Annotated in this window: 15 protein-coding genes; 4 read left to right on the top strand and 11 right to left on the bottom strand. The window is 52.8% G+C overall.

Annotated features, from left to right (window positions below; translation table 11 throughout):
* Window positions 1-215 precede the first annotated feature (215 nt).
* A complete protein-coding gene (gene uspB / locus DES37_RS21695; protein WP_036114327.1) occupies window positions 216-551 on the top strand; it encodes a universal stress protein UspB in 336 nt (111 codons plus the stop codon).
* A 235-nt stretch (window positions 552-786) separates the two neighbouring features.
* Here the strand turns inward: uspB and pitA are convergent, their stop codons facing one another.
* Window positions 787-2,280, bottom strand: coding sequence for an inorganic phosphate transporter PitA (gene pitA / locus DES37_RS21690; protein ID WP_036114324.1), 1,494 nt, complete (start codon window positions 2,278-2,280; stop codon window positions 787-789).
* Between the two features lie 225 nt (window positions 2,281-2,505).
* Between pitA and DES37_RS21685 the strand changes: the two genes are divergently transcribed.
* Window positions 2,506-3,699, top strand: coding sequence for a BaiN/RdsA family NAD(P)/FAD-dependent oxidoreductase (locus DES37_RS21685; RefSeq protein ID WP_110027862.1), 1,194 nt, complete (start codon window positions 2,506-2,508; stop codon window positions 3,697-3,699).
* Window positions 3,700-3,703: 4 nt separating this feature from the next.
* On the opposite strand, the gene DES37_RS21680 is transcribed toward DES37_RS21685, so the two are convergent.
* Window positions 3,704-4,651, bottom strand: coding sequence for a LysR family transcriptional regulator (locus DES37_RS21680; protein WP_110027861.1), 948 nt, complete (start codon window positions 4,649-4,651; stop codon window positions 3,704-3,706).
* 83 nt (window positions 4,652-4,734) lie between these two features.
* On the opposite strand from DES37_RS21680, the gene DES37_RS21675 reads away from it, so the two are divergent.
* Window positions 4,735-5,799 (top strand): tartrate dehydrogenase, encoded by a 1,065-nt coding sequence (locus tag DES37_RS21675; protein WP_110027860.1) that lies wholly within the window; start codon window positions 4,735-4,737, stop codon window positions 5,797-5,799.
* Window positions 5,800-5,902: 103 nt separating this feature from the next.
* Here DES37_RS21675 and DES37_RS21670 read toward each other — a convergent pair whose 3' ends face one another.
* From DES37_RS21670 to DES37_RS21655, 4 genes are all read right to left on the bottom strand, one after another.
* Window positions 5,903-6,775 (bottom strand): dienelactone hydrolase family protein, encoded by an 873-nt coding sequence (locus DES37_RS21670; RefSeq protein ID WP_211320575.1) that lies wholly within the window; start codon window positions 6,773-6,775, stop codon window positions 5,903-5,905.
* Between the two features lie 141 nt (window positions 6,776-6,916).
* Window positions 6,917-7,369, bottom strand: coding sequence for a GNAT family N-acetyltransferase (locus DES37_RS21665; protein ID WP_110027859.1), 453 nt, complete (start codon window positions 7,367-7,369; stop codon window positions 6,917-6,919).
* Window positions 7,366-8,103 (bottom strand): GNAT family N-acetyltransferase, encoded by a 738-nt coding sequence (locus tag DES37_RS21660; RefSeq protein ID WP_110027858.1) that lies wholly within the window; start codon window positions 8,101-8,103, stop codon window positions 7,366-7,368. Before DES37_RS21660 ends, DES37_RS21665 begins: the two co-directional genes overlap by 4 nt.
* A gap of 63 nt (window positions 8,104-8,166) precedes the next feature.
* A complete protein-coding gene (locus DES37_RS21655; RefSeq protein ID WP_110027857.1) occupies window positions 8,167-9,069 on the bottom strand; it encodes a LysR family transcriptional regulator in 903 nt (300 codons plus the stop codon).
* 96 nt (window positions 9,070-9,165) lie between these two features.
* Between DES37_RS21655 and DES37_RS21650 the strand changes: the two genes are divergently transcribed.
* Complete coding sequence (locus DES37_RS21650; protein WP_110027856.1) at window positions 9,166-9,699, top strand: GNAT family N-acetyltransferase; 534 nt, start codon at window positions 9,166-9,168, stop codon at window positions 9,697-9,699.
* On the opposite strand, the gene DES37_RS21645 is transcribed toward DES37_RS21650, so the two are convergent.
* From DES37_RS21645 to DES37_RS21625, 5 genes are read right to left on the bottom strand one after another with little or no spacing between them, the layout of a single operon-like run.
* Window positions 9,696-10,532 (bottom strand): VOC family protein, encoded by an 837-nt coding sequence (locus tag DES37_RS21645; protein ID WP_110027855.1) that lies wholly within the window; start codon window positions 10,530-10,532, stop codon window positions 9,696-9,698. The two genes, DES37_RS21650 and DES37_RS21645, sit on opposite strands and share 4 nt — an antisense overlap.
* A 33-nt stretch (window positions 10,533-10,565) precedes the next feature.
* A complete protein-coding gene (locus DES37_RS21640) occupies window positions 10,566-11,285 on the bottom strand; it encodes an ABC transporter ATP-binding protein (RefSeq protein ID WP_036114300.1) in 720 nt (239 codons plus the stop codon).
* Window positions 11,282-12,061 (bottom strand): ABC transporter ATP-binding protein, encoded by a 780-nt coding sequence (locus tag DES37_RS21635; RefSeq protein ID WP_110027854.1) that lies wholly within the window; start codon window positions 12,059-12,061, stop codon window positions 11,282-11,284. The genes DES37_RS21640 and DES37_RS21635 overlap by 4 nt, the downstream gene beginning before the upstream one ends.
* Entirely contained in the window at window positions 12,058-12,945 is an 888-nt protein-coding gene (locus DES37_RS21630; protein ID WP_036114296.1) for a branched-chain amino acid ABC transporter permease, read from the bottom strand. Before DES37_RS21630 ends, DES37_RS21635 begins: the two co-directional genes overlap by 4 nt.
* Window positions 12,938-13,831, bottom strand: coding sequence for a branched-chain amino acid ABC transporter permease (locus tag DES37_RS21625; RefSeq protein ID WP_036114292.1), 894 nt, complete (start codon window positions 13,829-13,831; stop codon window positions 12,938-12,940). The genes DES37_RS21630 and DES37_RS21625 overlap by 8 nt, the downstream gene beginning before the upstream one ends.
* Between the last annotated feature and the right edge of the window lie 24 nt (window positions 13,832-13,855).

The following is a 13,855-nucleotide window of genomic DNA, read 5'->3' as shown; positions in this document are numbered from 1 at the left end:
CAGGTTGATATATAACAATCAATTACCTGTTTTGTGCGGTTGTTATCGGTTTGTTGTATGGAAAAAAAAACAACCTGCGACCTACACTATTTAATAAGGCATGCCGATATACCTATTATGGCTGGGCGCCTGTAGCTCACTGACCCTTTTGCTGACTGTCTGTTTTTGGGGAGCGATATTGTCCGGAGTGGCCGGAAAATCGCCGGGGAGGATGTATGATCAGCACCATTGCGTTGTTTTGGGCGTTGTGTGTCGTATGTGTCATCAATATGGCGCGTTACTTCTCATCGTTACGTGCGTTACTGGTGGTGCTACGAGGCTGTGATCCTTTACTGTATCAGTACGTTGATGGTGGTGGGTTCTTCACATCACATGGTCAACCAAGCAAACAAATGCGCCTGGTGAGATACATTTATGCCAGACGGTATTCAGACCATCATGACGATGAATTTATTCGCCGCTGTGAACGGGTTCGCCGCCAGTTTATCCTGACAAGTTCGCTGTGTGGTTTAGTGATTGTAAGCCTGGTGGGGTTGGCTATCTGGCACTGAGCTGAATGGAATGTGTGCTGAAAGGGTAAGATTAAGCGGGCCTTACAGCCCGCTTATGGCCGATGACAATCCTCATTTCCGCACAGAACCAGAGGGTGTCACCCAATTAAAAACAAGGAAAATCAATTCATTGATTTTCGGCTACTAACTAAAAAGAAGGAAAAACCACGTTTTTTCCTTCTTTTTCATCAATATGAAGCGGGCCTTACAGCCCGCTTATGGCGAAATCTTAAAATCAGATCAGGTGCAGTGACAGCCAGTACAGGCAGCCGGAAAGCAGAATGGCAGCAGGAAGAGTAAATATCCATGCCATCAGAATGCTTTTAACCGTGCGGCTTTGTAACCCGCCGCCATCAACCAGCATGGTACCGGCAACAGAAGACGACAACACGTGGGTGGTGGACACTGGCATGCCGGTGTAGCTGGCAATACCGATGGAAACCGCCGCGGTCATCTGTGCAGACATCCCTTGTGCGTAAGTCATGCCTTTCTTACCGATTTTCTCACCAATAGTGGTGGCAACACGGCGCCAGCCAATCATGGTACCGATACCCAGAGCCAGCGCTACCGCCATAATAATCCAGATGGGCGCGTATTCGATGGTGCTCAGCATGTCGCCTTTGAGTTTCTTGAGGTAGCGTTTATCGTCGGAGTTGGTTTCCGGCAGATTAGCCACTTTGTCTGTCGTATCGGCAATACACAGCATCATACGGCGTAAATGGCTGCGTTGCTCCAGGCTCAATTTTTCATAGCTGTCGAGGTTGGCTAACAGGCCTTTGGCAGTATCCAGCGCAAACACAGCACGGCTGGCATCGCAATGGAACTCATGGGCTTCACCCGGGATTGGCTCCAGATTAGCCGGAGGAGCCATATCAATGACATGTTTAAATGCTTCACCATGCTGCTGGAAGTAGAGTTCGACGTTAGTGACGGCATCCCGGGTACGGGTGATGTCGTAACCTGTTGAATTCATGTTTACCACAAAACCGGCAGGGGCCACGCCAATCAGAACCAGCATAATCAGCCCGATACCTTTCTGCCCGTCGTTCGCGCCATGGGAGAAACTAACGCCAATAGCAGAAACAATCAGAGCGATACGCGTCCAGAATGGAGGCCTTTTTTTACCATCCTGCTTTTCGCGCTCAGCAGGCGTTAAGTGGACACGGCGGCGCTTTTTGGTGCCGTTCCAGTAGCGGCGCAATAAATACACCAGCCCGCCCGCCAGAACCAGGCCGACAATTGGAGAAACGATTAGGGAGGCAAAAATATTGATAACTTTTGGAATATTGAGTGCATCCACAACAGATGTACCAGTCATCAGGGCGTTCGTCAGGGCAATACCTATAATGGCGCCGATCAGAGTATGAGAGCTGGATGCCGGTAATCCAAAGTACCAGGTGCCAAGGTTCCAGATAATGGCGGCAAGCAACATGGAAAACACCATGGCAAGACCGTGTGCGGAACCTACATTCAATAATAAGTCTGTTGGCAGCATGTGAACGATGGCATAAGCAACACTCAGCCCGCCCAACAGGACGCCGAAGAAGTTAAATACCGCAGCCATCATAACAGCCAGCTGTGAACGCATCGCACGCGTATAAATGACGGTGGCGACAGCGTTTGCGGTATCGTGAAAACCATTGATGGCTTCGTAGAACAACACGAAGGCCAGTGCGAGAACCAATAACAACCCGGTATGCAAATCCAGGTCTGCAAAGAGATGTAGCATAGACGTTAAGCCATTCTGTGGACATGAACGCGGCGCATTATCCAGGACAACTGCGCCGGGGGCAAAGTGAAAATAGACTTTTTTTGATTTAAATTGCGTCGCTTTTTTCGCTGACTGTCATTAACTTGTAATAATTCAATGGGATATCTGAAAGATTGGCTTTTGTGCTGGTGTGATTAACGGACTATCTTTACAATTCGCCGCCAGATAAAACAGGGGGAAAGCGTGGAACAATTCGATGTGGTGGTGATTGGCGCGGGTGCGGCCGGGTTATTTTGCGCGGCTCAGGCCGGGCAGGCGGGTTTGCGCGTCATGGTACTGGACAACGGAAAAAAACCAGGCAGAAAAATTCTTATGTCTGGTGGTGGTCGTTGCAACTTTACTAACCTTTATATCGAACCTGCGGCCTATTTGAGCTCAAACCCCCATTTTTGCAAATCTGCTCTGGCACGCTATACCCAATGGGATTTTATCGACATGGTTTCCCGCCATGGTATTGCCTGGCATGAAAAGACGCTGGGGCAGTTATTTTGTGATGATTCAGCAGAACAAATTGTCACCATGCTGCTTGATGAGTGCCAGCAGGGTAACGTGACATTGCGGTTACGCAGTGAAGTGTTAACTATTGAACGCAATGAGCAGGGCTATACGCTGCAGCTTAATGGCGCGGAAATTCACGCAAACAAGCTGGTGGTTGCCAGTGGCGGCTTGTCTATGCCCGGTCTGGGAGCCTCTCCTTTTGGCTATAAAGTCGCTGAGCAGTTTGGCCTCCCCGTATTGCCTACCCGGGCAGGCCTGGTGCCATTCACGCTGCATAAACCCTTGCTGGAACAGTTGCAAACTTTGTCCGGGGTATCGCTCCCTTCGGTGGTAACCGCGCAGGATGGCACGCAATTTCGTGAAAATATTTTGTTCACGCACCGGGGCATGTCTGGCCCGGCAGTGCTGCAAATTTCCAGTTACTGGCGGGCTGGTGAACCGGTCATGGTTAACCTGGCCCCCGATGGTGGTGTGGATGCACTACTGGATGAACAACGCCAGGCGCACCCGAACCAGAGCCTGAAAAACACCCTGGCCATGTTATTACCAAAGCGGTTAATCGAAGTGCTGATGTCACTGGGATTGGTGCCGGATGTCACTCTGAAACAGCTTAATTCACGCCAGCAGGCGGAGCTGGTCGCACAACTGTCGCAGTGGGAAGTGGTGCCAAATGGCACCGAAGGTTACCGTACTGCCGAAGTAACGCTTGGCGGCGTCGATACCCATGCGCTTTCTTCCCGTACCATGGAAGCCCGCACAGTGCCCGGGCTCTATTTTATTGGTGAAGTGGTTGATGTCACCGGCTGGCTGGGTGGTTACAACTTCCAGTGGGCGTGGAGTTCCGCGTGGGCGTGTGCCCAGGCGCTGGCTGGCAACTAACCATTCAGTTAGTGAGCCTGCCTGGCAGATGTTGCCCGGCATCGCCTTGCAGTTGTGCAGCCAGGTACTCCACAAACGCAGTAATCCGGTTATGGGGCGTGCGCTGAGGGAGCCAGACTGCGTAAATGTTCCCGCCAGTAGCCTGCCATTCCGGTAGGACATGTACCAGTTCACCGCAGGCAATACTGGGCCCTGCGTCCCACCAGGAACGCAGCAAAATGCCGTGCCCGTCGATTGCCATTCTCATGGCGACTTCACCATCATTGGTCACCAGGTGGCCGTGAACTTTCTGGCTGATGGCCTGCTTTCCCCGGCTCATGCGCCACAAAGCAAAATCACTGTCAAATTGCTTAAGCAGAATACAACTGTGCTTTGCCAAGTCGTTTACACTGGCAGGCAACCCATGCTGTGCGGCATAACCTGGCGAACAACACAGCACTCGCGGGTTATCGCGTAGCTTGCGGGCCACCAGCCGGGCATCCGGCGGCTCACCAACCCGGATATCAATATCCATTTGTGCATCAAGGAAATTAAGCGGCTGGCTGGTGAGTTGCAGTGTGATATTCAGTTGCGGGTGAAGGGCGGCAAAACGCGATAAACAGGGTGCAACAAAACGCCGCCCAAAACCAAATGACGCATTAATGTTGAGCGACCCGCGTAACATTGGGTTTTGGCTGCTGATTCTGTCTTCCAGTTCGAGTAACTGGTCCAGCAAAGGCCGGGCGCCTTCAAAGTAGCTTTTGCCTTCTGGTGTCAGTTCGATACGGCGAGTGGTTCTGTGCAGCAACTGCACCCCAAGGCGCTCTTCGAGTAACCGCAGGCGCTTACTGACCGCAGGCAAAGATAACCCCATTTCCCGGGCGGCCTCCGTCAGGCTCCCGGCAGAAGCAAGGCGCATGAAGAATGCCATATCGTCTGTTGAAGTTCTGGTTTCTTTACTTTTAAGAAACATTGGATTTCATTTTAAGCCAATTATTAACCTGAAATGAAAACATATACTGCAATACAGGCATAAACAACCCAAAGGTGCATGCAATGGCTGTTCATAAAATCGCAGTAATTCCCGGAGATGGTATAGGCAAGGAAGTGATGCCGGAGGGCGTTCGGGTGATGAACGCGGCTGCCAGTAAATTCTCAATCCCTCTGGAATGGCAATGGCATGACTTCGCCAGTGCGGAATACTGGCAGCAGCATGGCAAAATGTTGCCGGATAACTGGCGTGAACAGTTACAGGCCTGTGATGCCATCTATTTTGGTGCTGTGGGCTGGCCGGATGTCGTGCCGGATCACGTGTCGTTGTGGGAGTCTTTACTCCAGTTTCGCCGGGAGTTTGACCAGTATGTAAATTTGCGGCCAGTACGTTTAATGCCTGGTGTGAAAGCGCCTCTGGCAAACCGGCAACCGGGCGATATCGATTTCTATGTGGTGCGGGAAAACACCGAAGGAGAATATTCCAGTGTCGGTGGCACGATGTTTCCTGGTACTGAACGGGAAGTGGTGATTCAGGAAACCGTAATGACGCGAACCGGCGTGGATCGCGTAGTGAAATTCGCGTTCGAGCTGGCTCAGTGCCGCCCGAAAAAACACCTGACATCGGCCACTAAATCGAATGGTATCGCGATCACTATGCCCTACTGGGACAGCCGTGTGGCAGAGATAGCACAGCAGTACCCGTCGGTATCTGTAGATAAATTCCATATTGATATTCTTACTGCGAATTTTGTTTTACACCCTGACTGGTTCGATGTGGTGGTTGCCAGTAATCTGTTTGGCGATATTCTTTCAGACCTTGGCCCGGCCTGTACTGGCACTATCGGTATTGCCCCTTCTGCCAACATCAACCCAGAGCGCCGTTTCCCCAGCCTGTTTGAACCGGTACATGGTTCTGCGCCAGATATTGCCGGTAAAGGTGTCGCCAACCCGATTGGCCAGATTTGGTGTGGCGCAATGATGCTGGAGCATTTGGGCTACGCTGAAGCTGGAGCCGCAGTTTTGCAGGCAATAGAAAAAACGCTGGCAGAAGGGCATTGCCTGACCCGTGACCTGGGTGGAACAGCCAGCACTACTGAGCTGGGGGAAGCGATAGCCGCGGCCCTGTAATAACATGGCCTGGTGTTGAAAAATGGCACCAGGCCTGAAGTGATTACTACATTAAGCGGCTTTATGTCTGAATGGCTTGTCAATGATTGCCCCGGATAAATTCTTATTGTTCTCTATTGCTGCATTCAGGTTTCTGTTGGAGTAAATAGAGCCACTGTGTTTCCCATGGGCCCTGATGCGTCATTCCGGGAACCAGCACAGCGTGCGCACAACTGCCACCCGTTTGCCGGGTAAAACGCCGGGCAACTTCAGGGGTAATGAGCGTATCAAGTGCACCACTAAAATGAATTTGAGGAGTAAGTGCTAATTTACCCGCATCATCGGCTGGGTTAAGCGAATCGGGCATTGGCGATACATGATGTAACTGATTCACATATTCAATATCAAGGTAACCCGCTACAGTGCGCAAAGATAATACATCCTTACGTTGTTCAGCTAATAATGCAGCAACTGTACCGCCACCTGAATAACCCACTAATTGAATTTTAGTTGCTGAGGTACTTTGTTTAACCTTGTCAATTGCTTCGGACATCGCGTTAATCACATCCGCAGAAAACCGCTTGCTTGTCCAGTAAGGTATCTGGCAGGCAGGGTTACTGCCTACGCCAATGTACTGGCAGGGGCGGGCGATATATACCACATTATTCCCGGGATCCAGCGCAGCCAGCCGCAGTGCGACGGGGTTTTTCGGCGTAGGGTCAGATGATGGCTGGTAGCGTGAAATCCATGCCAGACCATCGCCTTCAATATAAATAGTAAGTGGCTGTGATGGTGTATTTATACGTTGCCAGGTAAGAAAACTAAACTCAGGAGTGACGACAACTTTTTCGGTTAGCTGTCCTTTTTGGGCTATGTCCTGTGCGGTGGTGGTTCGGTCAGCAACACACCCGGTTCCCGATAATAAAAAAAGAACAATCAAAAACTTATTAATGGATGCCGTGGTTTTAATAAGATGTTTTTTTATTAAATTTATCATGGGCATAAAAATTATCATTTCAGAGATGTTGAGATTAATCTGGCATGAAAAGTAATTACTGTTTATTGCGCAGTTACACTCATTGCTATCCGTCATACCGGGCAATGTTGAATATTTCCCGCCAGACCGAACCACACGCTATTAAGAGTTGGCAGGCATAGCAAGCTGGTAACGCACATAGTCATCGGCCTGGGTAAACTGGTCATACAGTTTTCGCGCAGGGTTCCCCTCACGAGTATGCCAGTAGAGCCGGGACCAGTTGTTTTGCAGAGCCTGGTGAATCAGGTCATCAATCAGCGCCCGCCCCAGCCCCTGCCCACGTACAGCAGGGTCAACAAATAAGTCTTCGAGGTAACACACCGGGGTGGTGACCCATGAGCCTTCATGGGTCACATACAGGCTAAAACCGGCAATCTGTTCATTACAAACTGCCAGCCGAATTCCTAATGGGGACGCCGGGTCCAGAGCCCGTTGCCAGGTGTATCGGGTAACCGGTTCAGGGATGTCACTGCCATAAAATGTGGTGTAACCCTGCCATAAAGCGCGCCAGGCGGCTTCATCTTCCGGGCGGGCGCCCCGAATTGTGGTGGTCATGCTTGCTGCTCCTGCGGTTTTTGCTGGCAGGCACGCAGTGCGCTCAGTGCCTGGCGTTGCTTCCCGTGTTCATCAAAATTACCCGGTGATAACCAGGCGCTCAGGGCATCATGAACTTGCGGCCACTCGCTATCAAGCAGCGAAAACCAGGCGGTATCCCGGTTGCGCCCTTTATAGACAATGGCCTGGCGGAAAATACCTTCAAACGTGAAACCCAGCCGTTCCGCTGCCCGGCGGGAAGGTGCATTCAGGGAATCACACTTCCATTCATAGCGCCGGTAACCCAGCGTATTAAACACGTACTGCATCAGTAGCGCGTGGGCTTCTGTTGCGGCGGTGGTGTGCTGCAGGCGGGGTGAAAAAATAACGGAACCCACTTCGATAACGCCGTTTTTCGGGTCCTGGCGCATTAACGCCAGGCTTCCCGTTGCTTCACCACTTGCGTTGTCAATTACCGCATAGTGCAGAGGATCCCGGCTTTCGGCAGCCTGAATAATAAATTGGTTAAATGAGGCGAAGTCTGGGAATGGCCCGGCGGGTAGCCAGGTCCAGCCCCGGTCATCTTCTGCCTGAAGCCATGCAGCATAGAGTTGCTCACTGTGGCTCGCTGCATTCAGCGGGACCAGGTGGCAGTAGTGGCCCTGCAGATTACAGTGTTGCGGTAACGGGCAGCCTTGCCAGCCAGTGAGTGGTGCGCCAACAGGTTGATTAAATTCATTAAGCAGCACAGTCATATTCAGCTTCAGTCAGGGGAACGTTAAGCATAACCTAACGTGGTAATGCCCGGTTGTGAAGCGTCACACCGGGTTAACCGGCAGGACAGCGTTTTTTAGTGCGCTGAGCAGTGCATTCATACCGTGGTTCAGGGGCTTATCCTGGCGTAAGGCCAGTGCCAGCGTGCGCGAAAGCCGGGGCGTTAACGGCTGGCTGGTGATGCCGGGTTCTGGCTGAGTGATGGCCATCGCGGGAACAATACTGTAACCCATACCAGCGCGCACCAGGCTTTTTATGGCCTCGATACTGCCTAATTCCATCACAGGCTGTAACCCGAAGCCTGCTTCGGAGAACCAGCCATCAATGCATTTGCGGGTACTGCTGCCTGGCTCGAAGATAATCAGTGGGTGTTGGCTCAGTGTTTCGGGCGTTAGCGGGGAAAGTACCTTGTCCCGAGCCTCTTCATACGGGCCAATAGCGAAGAATTCATCGTCACATAGAGGGGTCAGCGCTATGTTGCGGCTGTCGGCAGGGAGCGTCACTAACCCGGCATCCAGCCGGTTTTCTTCTACGGCGCGGATAATCTCCTGCGTATTACCGGTGCGGATACTGACGGTGAGTTGAGGGTGAGACTGGCGAAGTGCCTGCAGCACTGGCGGCATCAGGTGAATACAGGCGGTAGCCCCCATTCCCAGAGAGACAATGCCACGGGCAATACCACTACAATTGGCAACCTGAGCCTGAATATCAGCAACGATATGTTCCAGTTGTGGTGATAACTCCAGTAGAACCTGGCCCGCAGGCGTGGGTTTCATACCTCTGGCTGTACGTTCAAGCAGGCGCGTGGCAAACCATTGCTCCAGTTGGCGAATTTGCTGGCTTACCGCGGGCTGAGACAACCCCAACAGGTTGGCGGCTGAGGAAAAACTGCCGTAGCGGGCCACCAGGCAAAACGTATGCAGATGATCCAGATTAAGAGCGGTCATCAAAGGCTTCCTTATAGCGTGCATAAGCAATACAGGCTGTCTGGAATACCCTAAACATGGCACTCTGAAGGCCTGCATAATTCCTGTGAGCAAAACATGAAAATAATTCCCGCACAACAGCAACATGTCGCGCAAATTTGTGCGATTTACGCCTGGCATGTTGAGCATGGCATCGCTTCATTTGAAACAACGCCGCCGGATGTTACTGAAATGGTGGGCAGGCTGGCAAAAGTGCAGTCTCACGGTACACCCTGGCTGGTGGCACTGGAAGGTGAGCAAGTGCTGGGTTATTGCTACCTGGCGCCATATCGCCCGCGCCATGCTTACCGTTTTACCCTGGAAGATTCTGTTTATATTCATCACCAACATGGTGGGCAGGGGCTTGGCCGGGCGTTGTTATCTCATGCCATTAGCCTGGTAGAGCAGGCAGGTTACCGGCAGTTACTGGCGGTGATTGGTAATAGCGAAAATCAGGCATCTTTGCGCCTGCACCAGAGCCTGGGGTTTAACCTGGTTGGGACGCTGCAATCTGTAGGGTTTAAGCATGGGCGCTGGGTGGATACCGTATTAATGCAGCGCACACTGGGCGACGGTGCAACACTACCGCCCAGTGAAGCCACTATGATTTAGAGATGGAAACGCATCGCCAGCCACTGTGCCTGCTGTTGTGTAACCAGTAGTGCGTTATCCTGCTCCCGCCACTGTATATCGCCCTGGGTAAGGCTCTGCCTGAGTTGGTTCAATGAGGCAACCTGGAAACACAGCGCCACCATTTTAGCGGGGGCATTTTGCCCGGCTGGCGGCAGCGCAAATTCCAGGCCAGCCTGGTCATGGCTGATAACCCGCAGGCGGCAGGTACCCGAATCAAGAACATAGCCGCCCTGCGCATCCATACGTGGCACACAGTTAAACAACTGGCGGTATAACGCCAACGTTTGTACTGGCTGAGGTGAGGCAATCACAAACGCTGTCAGTGCCTGCACCGTGTTTGGGTGAACCTGCCAGGCGGGTTGCCACACGGCTTCAGGTGTTTGCTGTTCACAGAAAAAACTGAAGCCATAATCCAGTGCGCTGCCACGAATCCGGGTGATACAAAAGCGCGCTTCGGTGGTACTGCCGTCGGGCAGGGTAACCGGCCGGGAAAATGCTGTAGGAGGCTCTCCCTCCAGCCCGCATTGTTGTAAATGTTGCCATACTGCACTGGCATCTGCCGTTTTCCAGACAAGGCCAGCAAGACCCGGAGCAACTTGCCACAAACCGCGTGACGCAGTTTGCCTGTCAGCTTCATAACCCAGCAGCTCCAGGTAGTTATCTCTGAATATCGCCAGGTGGTTGCTGGAGCCCATAGAGTGATGGCCCCGCTCACTGAGCTGGAAGCCCATCCGTTGAAACACGTGTTGTGCCTGATTCAGTTCGTCATCGACATTGATTACTGCGTGGTCGATAACCGGGGTAATCGGCATGATGTATTCCTTCTGTTTTTGTTACTTTTCCTGTCAGGCAGCACGGCCGCCAAAGTACAGTTCCCGCATCTGCGGGTCGTTAAGCAGATCCCGGGCTTTACCCTGCATTGCCACTTTTCCCAACGCCAGCACATACGCCCGGTCAGAGATATGCAGCGCTTCCATGGCATTTTGTTCCACCATCAGAATAGTGACTTTCTCCTGACGGCGAATGGTTTGAATGGCGCTGAACACTTCGGTAAGCATTTTCGGTGACAGCCCGGCAGAGGGCTCATCAAGCAGCAGCACGGAAGGCGATGGCATTAGTGCCCGGGCCAGTGCAAGAATTTGCCGTTCCCCACCAGAAAGCGCAGATGCCGGGGAGTGCCATTTCTTGTGCAACACCGGGTAATGTTCTGCCAGTTGTGCCATGCGTTGCCGGCGCTGCCCCGGCGGTAAAAATTGCCCACCTGTTTGCAGGTTCTCTGCAACAGTCAGGTTGTTGAAGACGTTATCCAGTTGCGGAACAAACCCCAGAGAACATTCGCGAATTTTGCGGTGTACCGGAATTTTCGCCGTTTCACGCCCTTCAATATCGACCCGCCCTTCGCGGGGGGAGACGAAACCGGCAATCGATTTCAGTAATGTAGACTTGCCGCAACCATTCGGCCCGAGCAGCGTGACAATTTCTGCCTGCGCAACGTGTAATGAAATGCCGTGGAGAATATCGATACCGGGTGTGTAACCCGCAACCACGTTTTCCAGCGTTATCATACGGCCTCCTGCAGTGTCGCTGTGCTGCGCCCAAGGTACGCATCCAGCACTTGCTGGTTTTCTGCCAGTTCGTCCGGGCGACAACTGGCGACAATCTGCCCTCTGTCCAGCACAATACAGCGCTGGCACAGGGTGTTGATAAAGTGCATATCGTGTTCAATGACCAGTAAGGAAATCCCTTGCTGGCTCAGGCGAACCAGGGTTTCCACCAGTTCCTGGCGCAACTGCGGATGCACACCTGCCATCGGTTCGTCGAGCATCAGCAACGCCGGGTTTCCCATCAGCGCGCAGGCAATACCCAGCAGTTTTTTTTGCCCACCCGACAGCGCGGCGGCGGGAAGATCTCTGACTTTGGTCAGCAGCAAGGTTTCGAGCAATTCACTGGCGCGGGCTTTGTCTTCCTGTTCAGCCTTGCGCCCGGAAGCCAGGCCCAGCAACCCGTTGATCAGCCCGTGCTGGCGGGTTCCCGCCGCCATCACCACTTCCATGACACTCATCTTTTCCGGCATGACGGGCAACTGGAATGTCCGGGCAATCCCCGCCTGAATAATGCGGTGGCTTGCCATGCGGGCAATAGGGTGCCCGTTGAACGTTATGCTTCCGCCATCTGGCCGGGTGAACCCGGAAATTGTGTTAAGCAGGGTACTTTTCCCGGAGCCATTTGGCCCCAGCAGGCCGAGGATCTCACCTTTAGCCACATTAAATGAGACGGAAGACAGTACCTGGTTGCCACCAAAAGCTTTGCTGACGCCAGACACTTCGAGTAAATGCGTCATGACAGAATCCTTAATTTTTCAGGGAGCAGACCGGCAGGTCTGGTCAGCAGGCACAGTAGCAACGCAAGCCCTACCAGACCCAGGCGCAGTGCACCTGTCAGATCAGAGCTAATGTGGAAATAATCTTTAGCGAAGGGAATGAAGTTATACAGGCCTTCCACTAACAAGACCCCCAACAGGACACCACGGACATTCCCGATGCCACCAATCATCACCATGCTCCAGATAAGAAAGGTCTCTGAAGAGAGCAGGTAATCCGGGCTGACATAATCGGTGTACCAGGCCAGCAACATACCGGCGAGGCAGCACATAACTGCACTGCTCATCAATGCCCGGCATTTTAGCCAGGGCAGCGAATACCCCATGCACATGGCTAACTGAGGCTGTTCGCGCATCAAGCGTAGCGCGCGGCCAAAGCGGCTGGAACCGGTGCGCAGGCAGGCCAGTGTGGCGAGGATAACGGCCACCAGAATAATGACTGCGAAGATGCGGGTATCCACCACACTGTTACCGGTTGACCAGGGAGCGACCAGCCCGCCGATACCTTGTGCTCCGCCAGTCACGCTATCTTCATTGACGATTGCGATGCGGATAATCTCCGCCAGTGCCAGTGTGGCTATTCCCCAGTAATCTGCGGTTAACTGGCGTCCCAACAGCGTCATCATGATGCTGATAACCATGGCGCACAGTATTCCGGCGGGCATTACTACCCACAATGGCAAACCAAACTGGCTGCCTAAACCAATGGCATACGCACCAGTGCCCACGAACACGATATGGCCAAAGTTGAGCAACCCGGCATACCCCGCCTGTAAATTCAGAGCAAGTGCGACAATGGCATAGATGCCAGCCAGGCAAAAAATATGCAGTAAAAACTCAGACACGGCGTACCTCGCGATTAAACAGGCCGTAAGGGCGTACTAACAGCGCCAGTAACAGAATGACAAACGATGAGGCATTGACCCAGGTAACCGGTATAAACAGTAATTCCCCGCCGAACAGCCAGCTCCAGTCAATGTTGGTCACAAGGGTTTCGGTACTGGCAATAAGCAATGCGCCGAAAATGGCGCCCATGGGGTTGCCCAGCCCGCCCAGAATGGCAGCAGCCAGCACGGGCAGCATCAGGTCATTCCCCTGGTTGACCCAGGCACTGGCATTCATTGCCAGCATGCTTCCACCCACGGCCGCCAGCATACCTGCCAGCAGGTTAACACTGTGGATAATGGCGCTGGCGTTTAATCCTGACGCTGCCGCCAGGTCGCGGTTGCTTGCCAGAGCGCGTATCGCACGGCCTTGTGGTGTTTTGAACATCAGCACACTGAATACGGCAACCAGTACACCAGTGACCCCCAGGCTCCAGAGTTCATCTGAGGCGACGCGGGTATCGCCAATTTGCCACAGCTCGCCAATCGGCAGGGCGTAGTTGATCGGGGCCGATCCTTCAACCCCAAGTACCAGCGCAATCAGCACCATTGACACGGCCAGCGAACCAATCATGGCGTTAGCCGTACCGCTTTTTAACAACGGCTGAAATACCCAGTGATGCAACACCATGGAGAGCATGCCGCAAACAACCGCAGAAAAGACGATAGCCAGTGATAACGGCATACCCAGGTGAAGCCCGGCCGCTGTAATAAATGCGCCAACCATGGCGTATTGCATATGGGCGATGTTGGCAAACCGCACCAGCCCATACACCAGGCTTAATCCCAGCGCGACCAGTGATAAATCCGCCGTGCGAATCAATGTATCAATCAAAAACTGCAGCATGATTTCTCCCCAATGATGTAGCGT

This window comes from Mangrovibacter plantisponsor (assembly GCF_003182475.1).
Lineage (GTDB): Bacteria > Pseudomonadota > Gammaproteobacteria > Enterobacterales > Enterobacteriaceae > Mangrovibacter > Mangrovibacter plantisponsor.
Note: the sequence above shows the minus strand (reverse complement) of the source record. Positions and strands in the feature narration are given on the sequence as shown.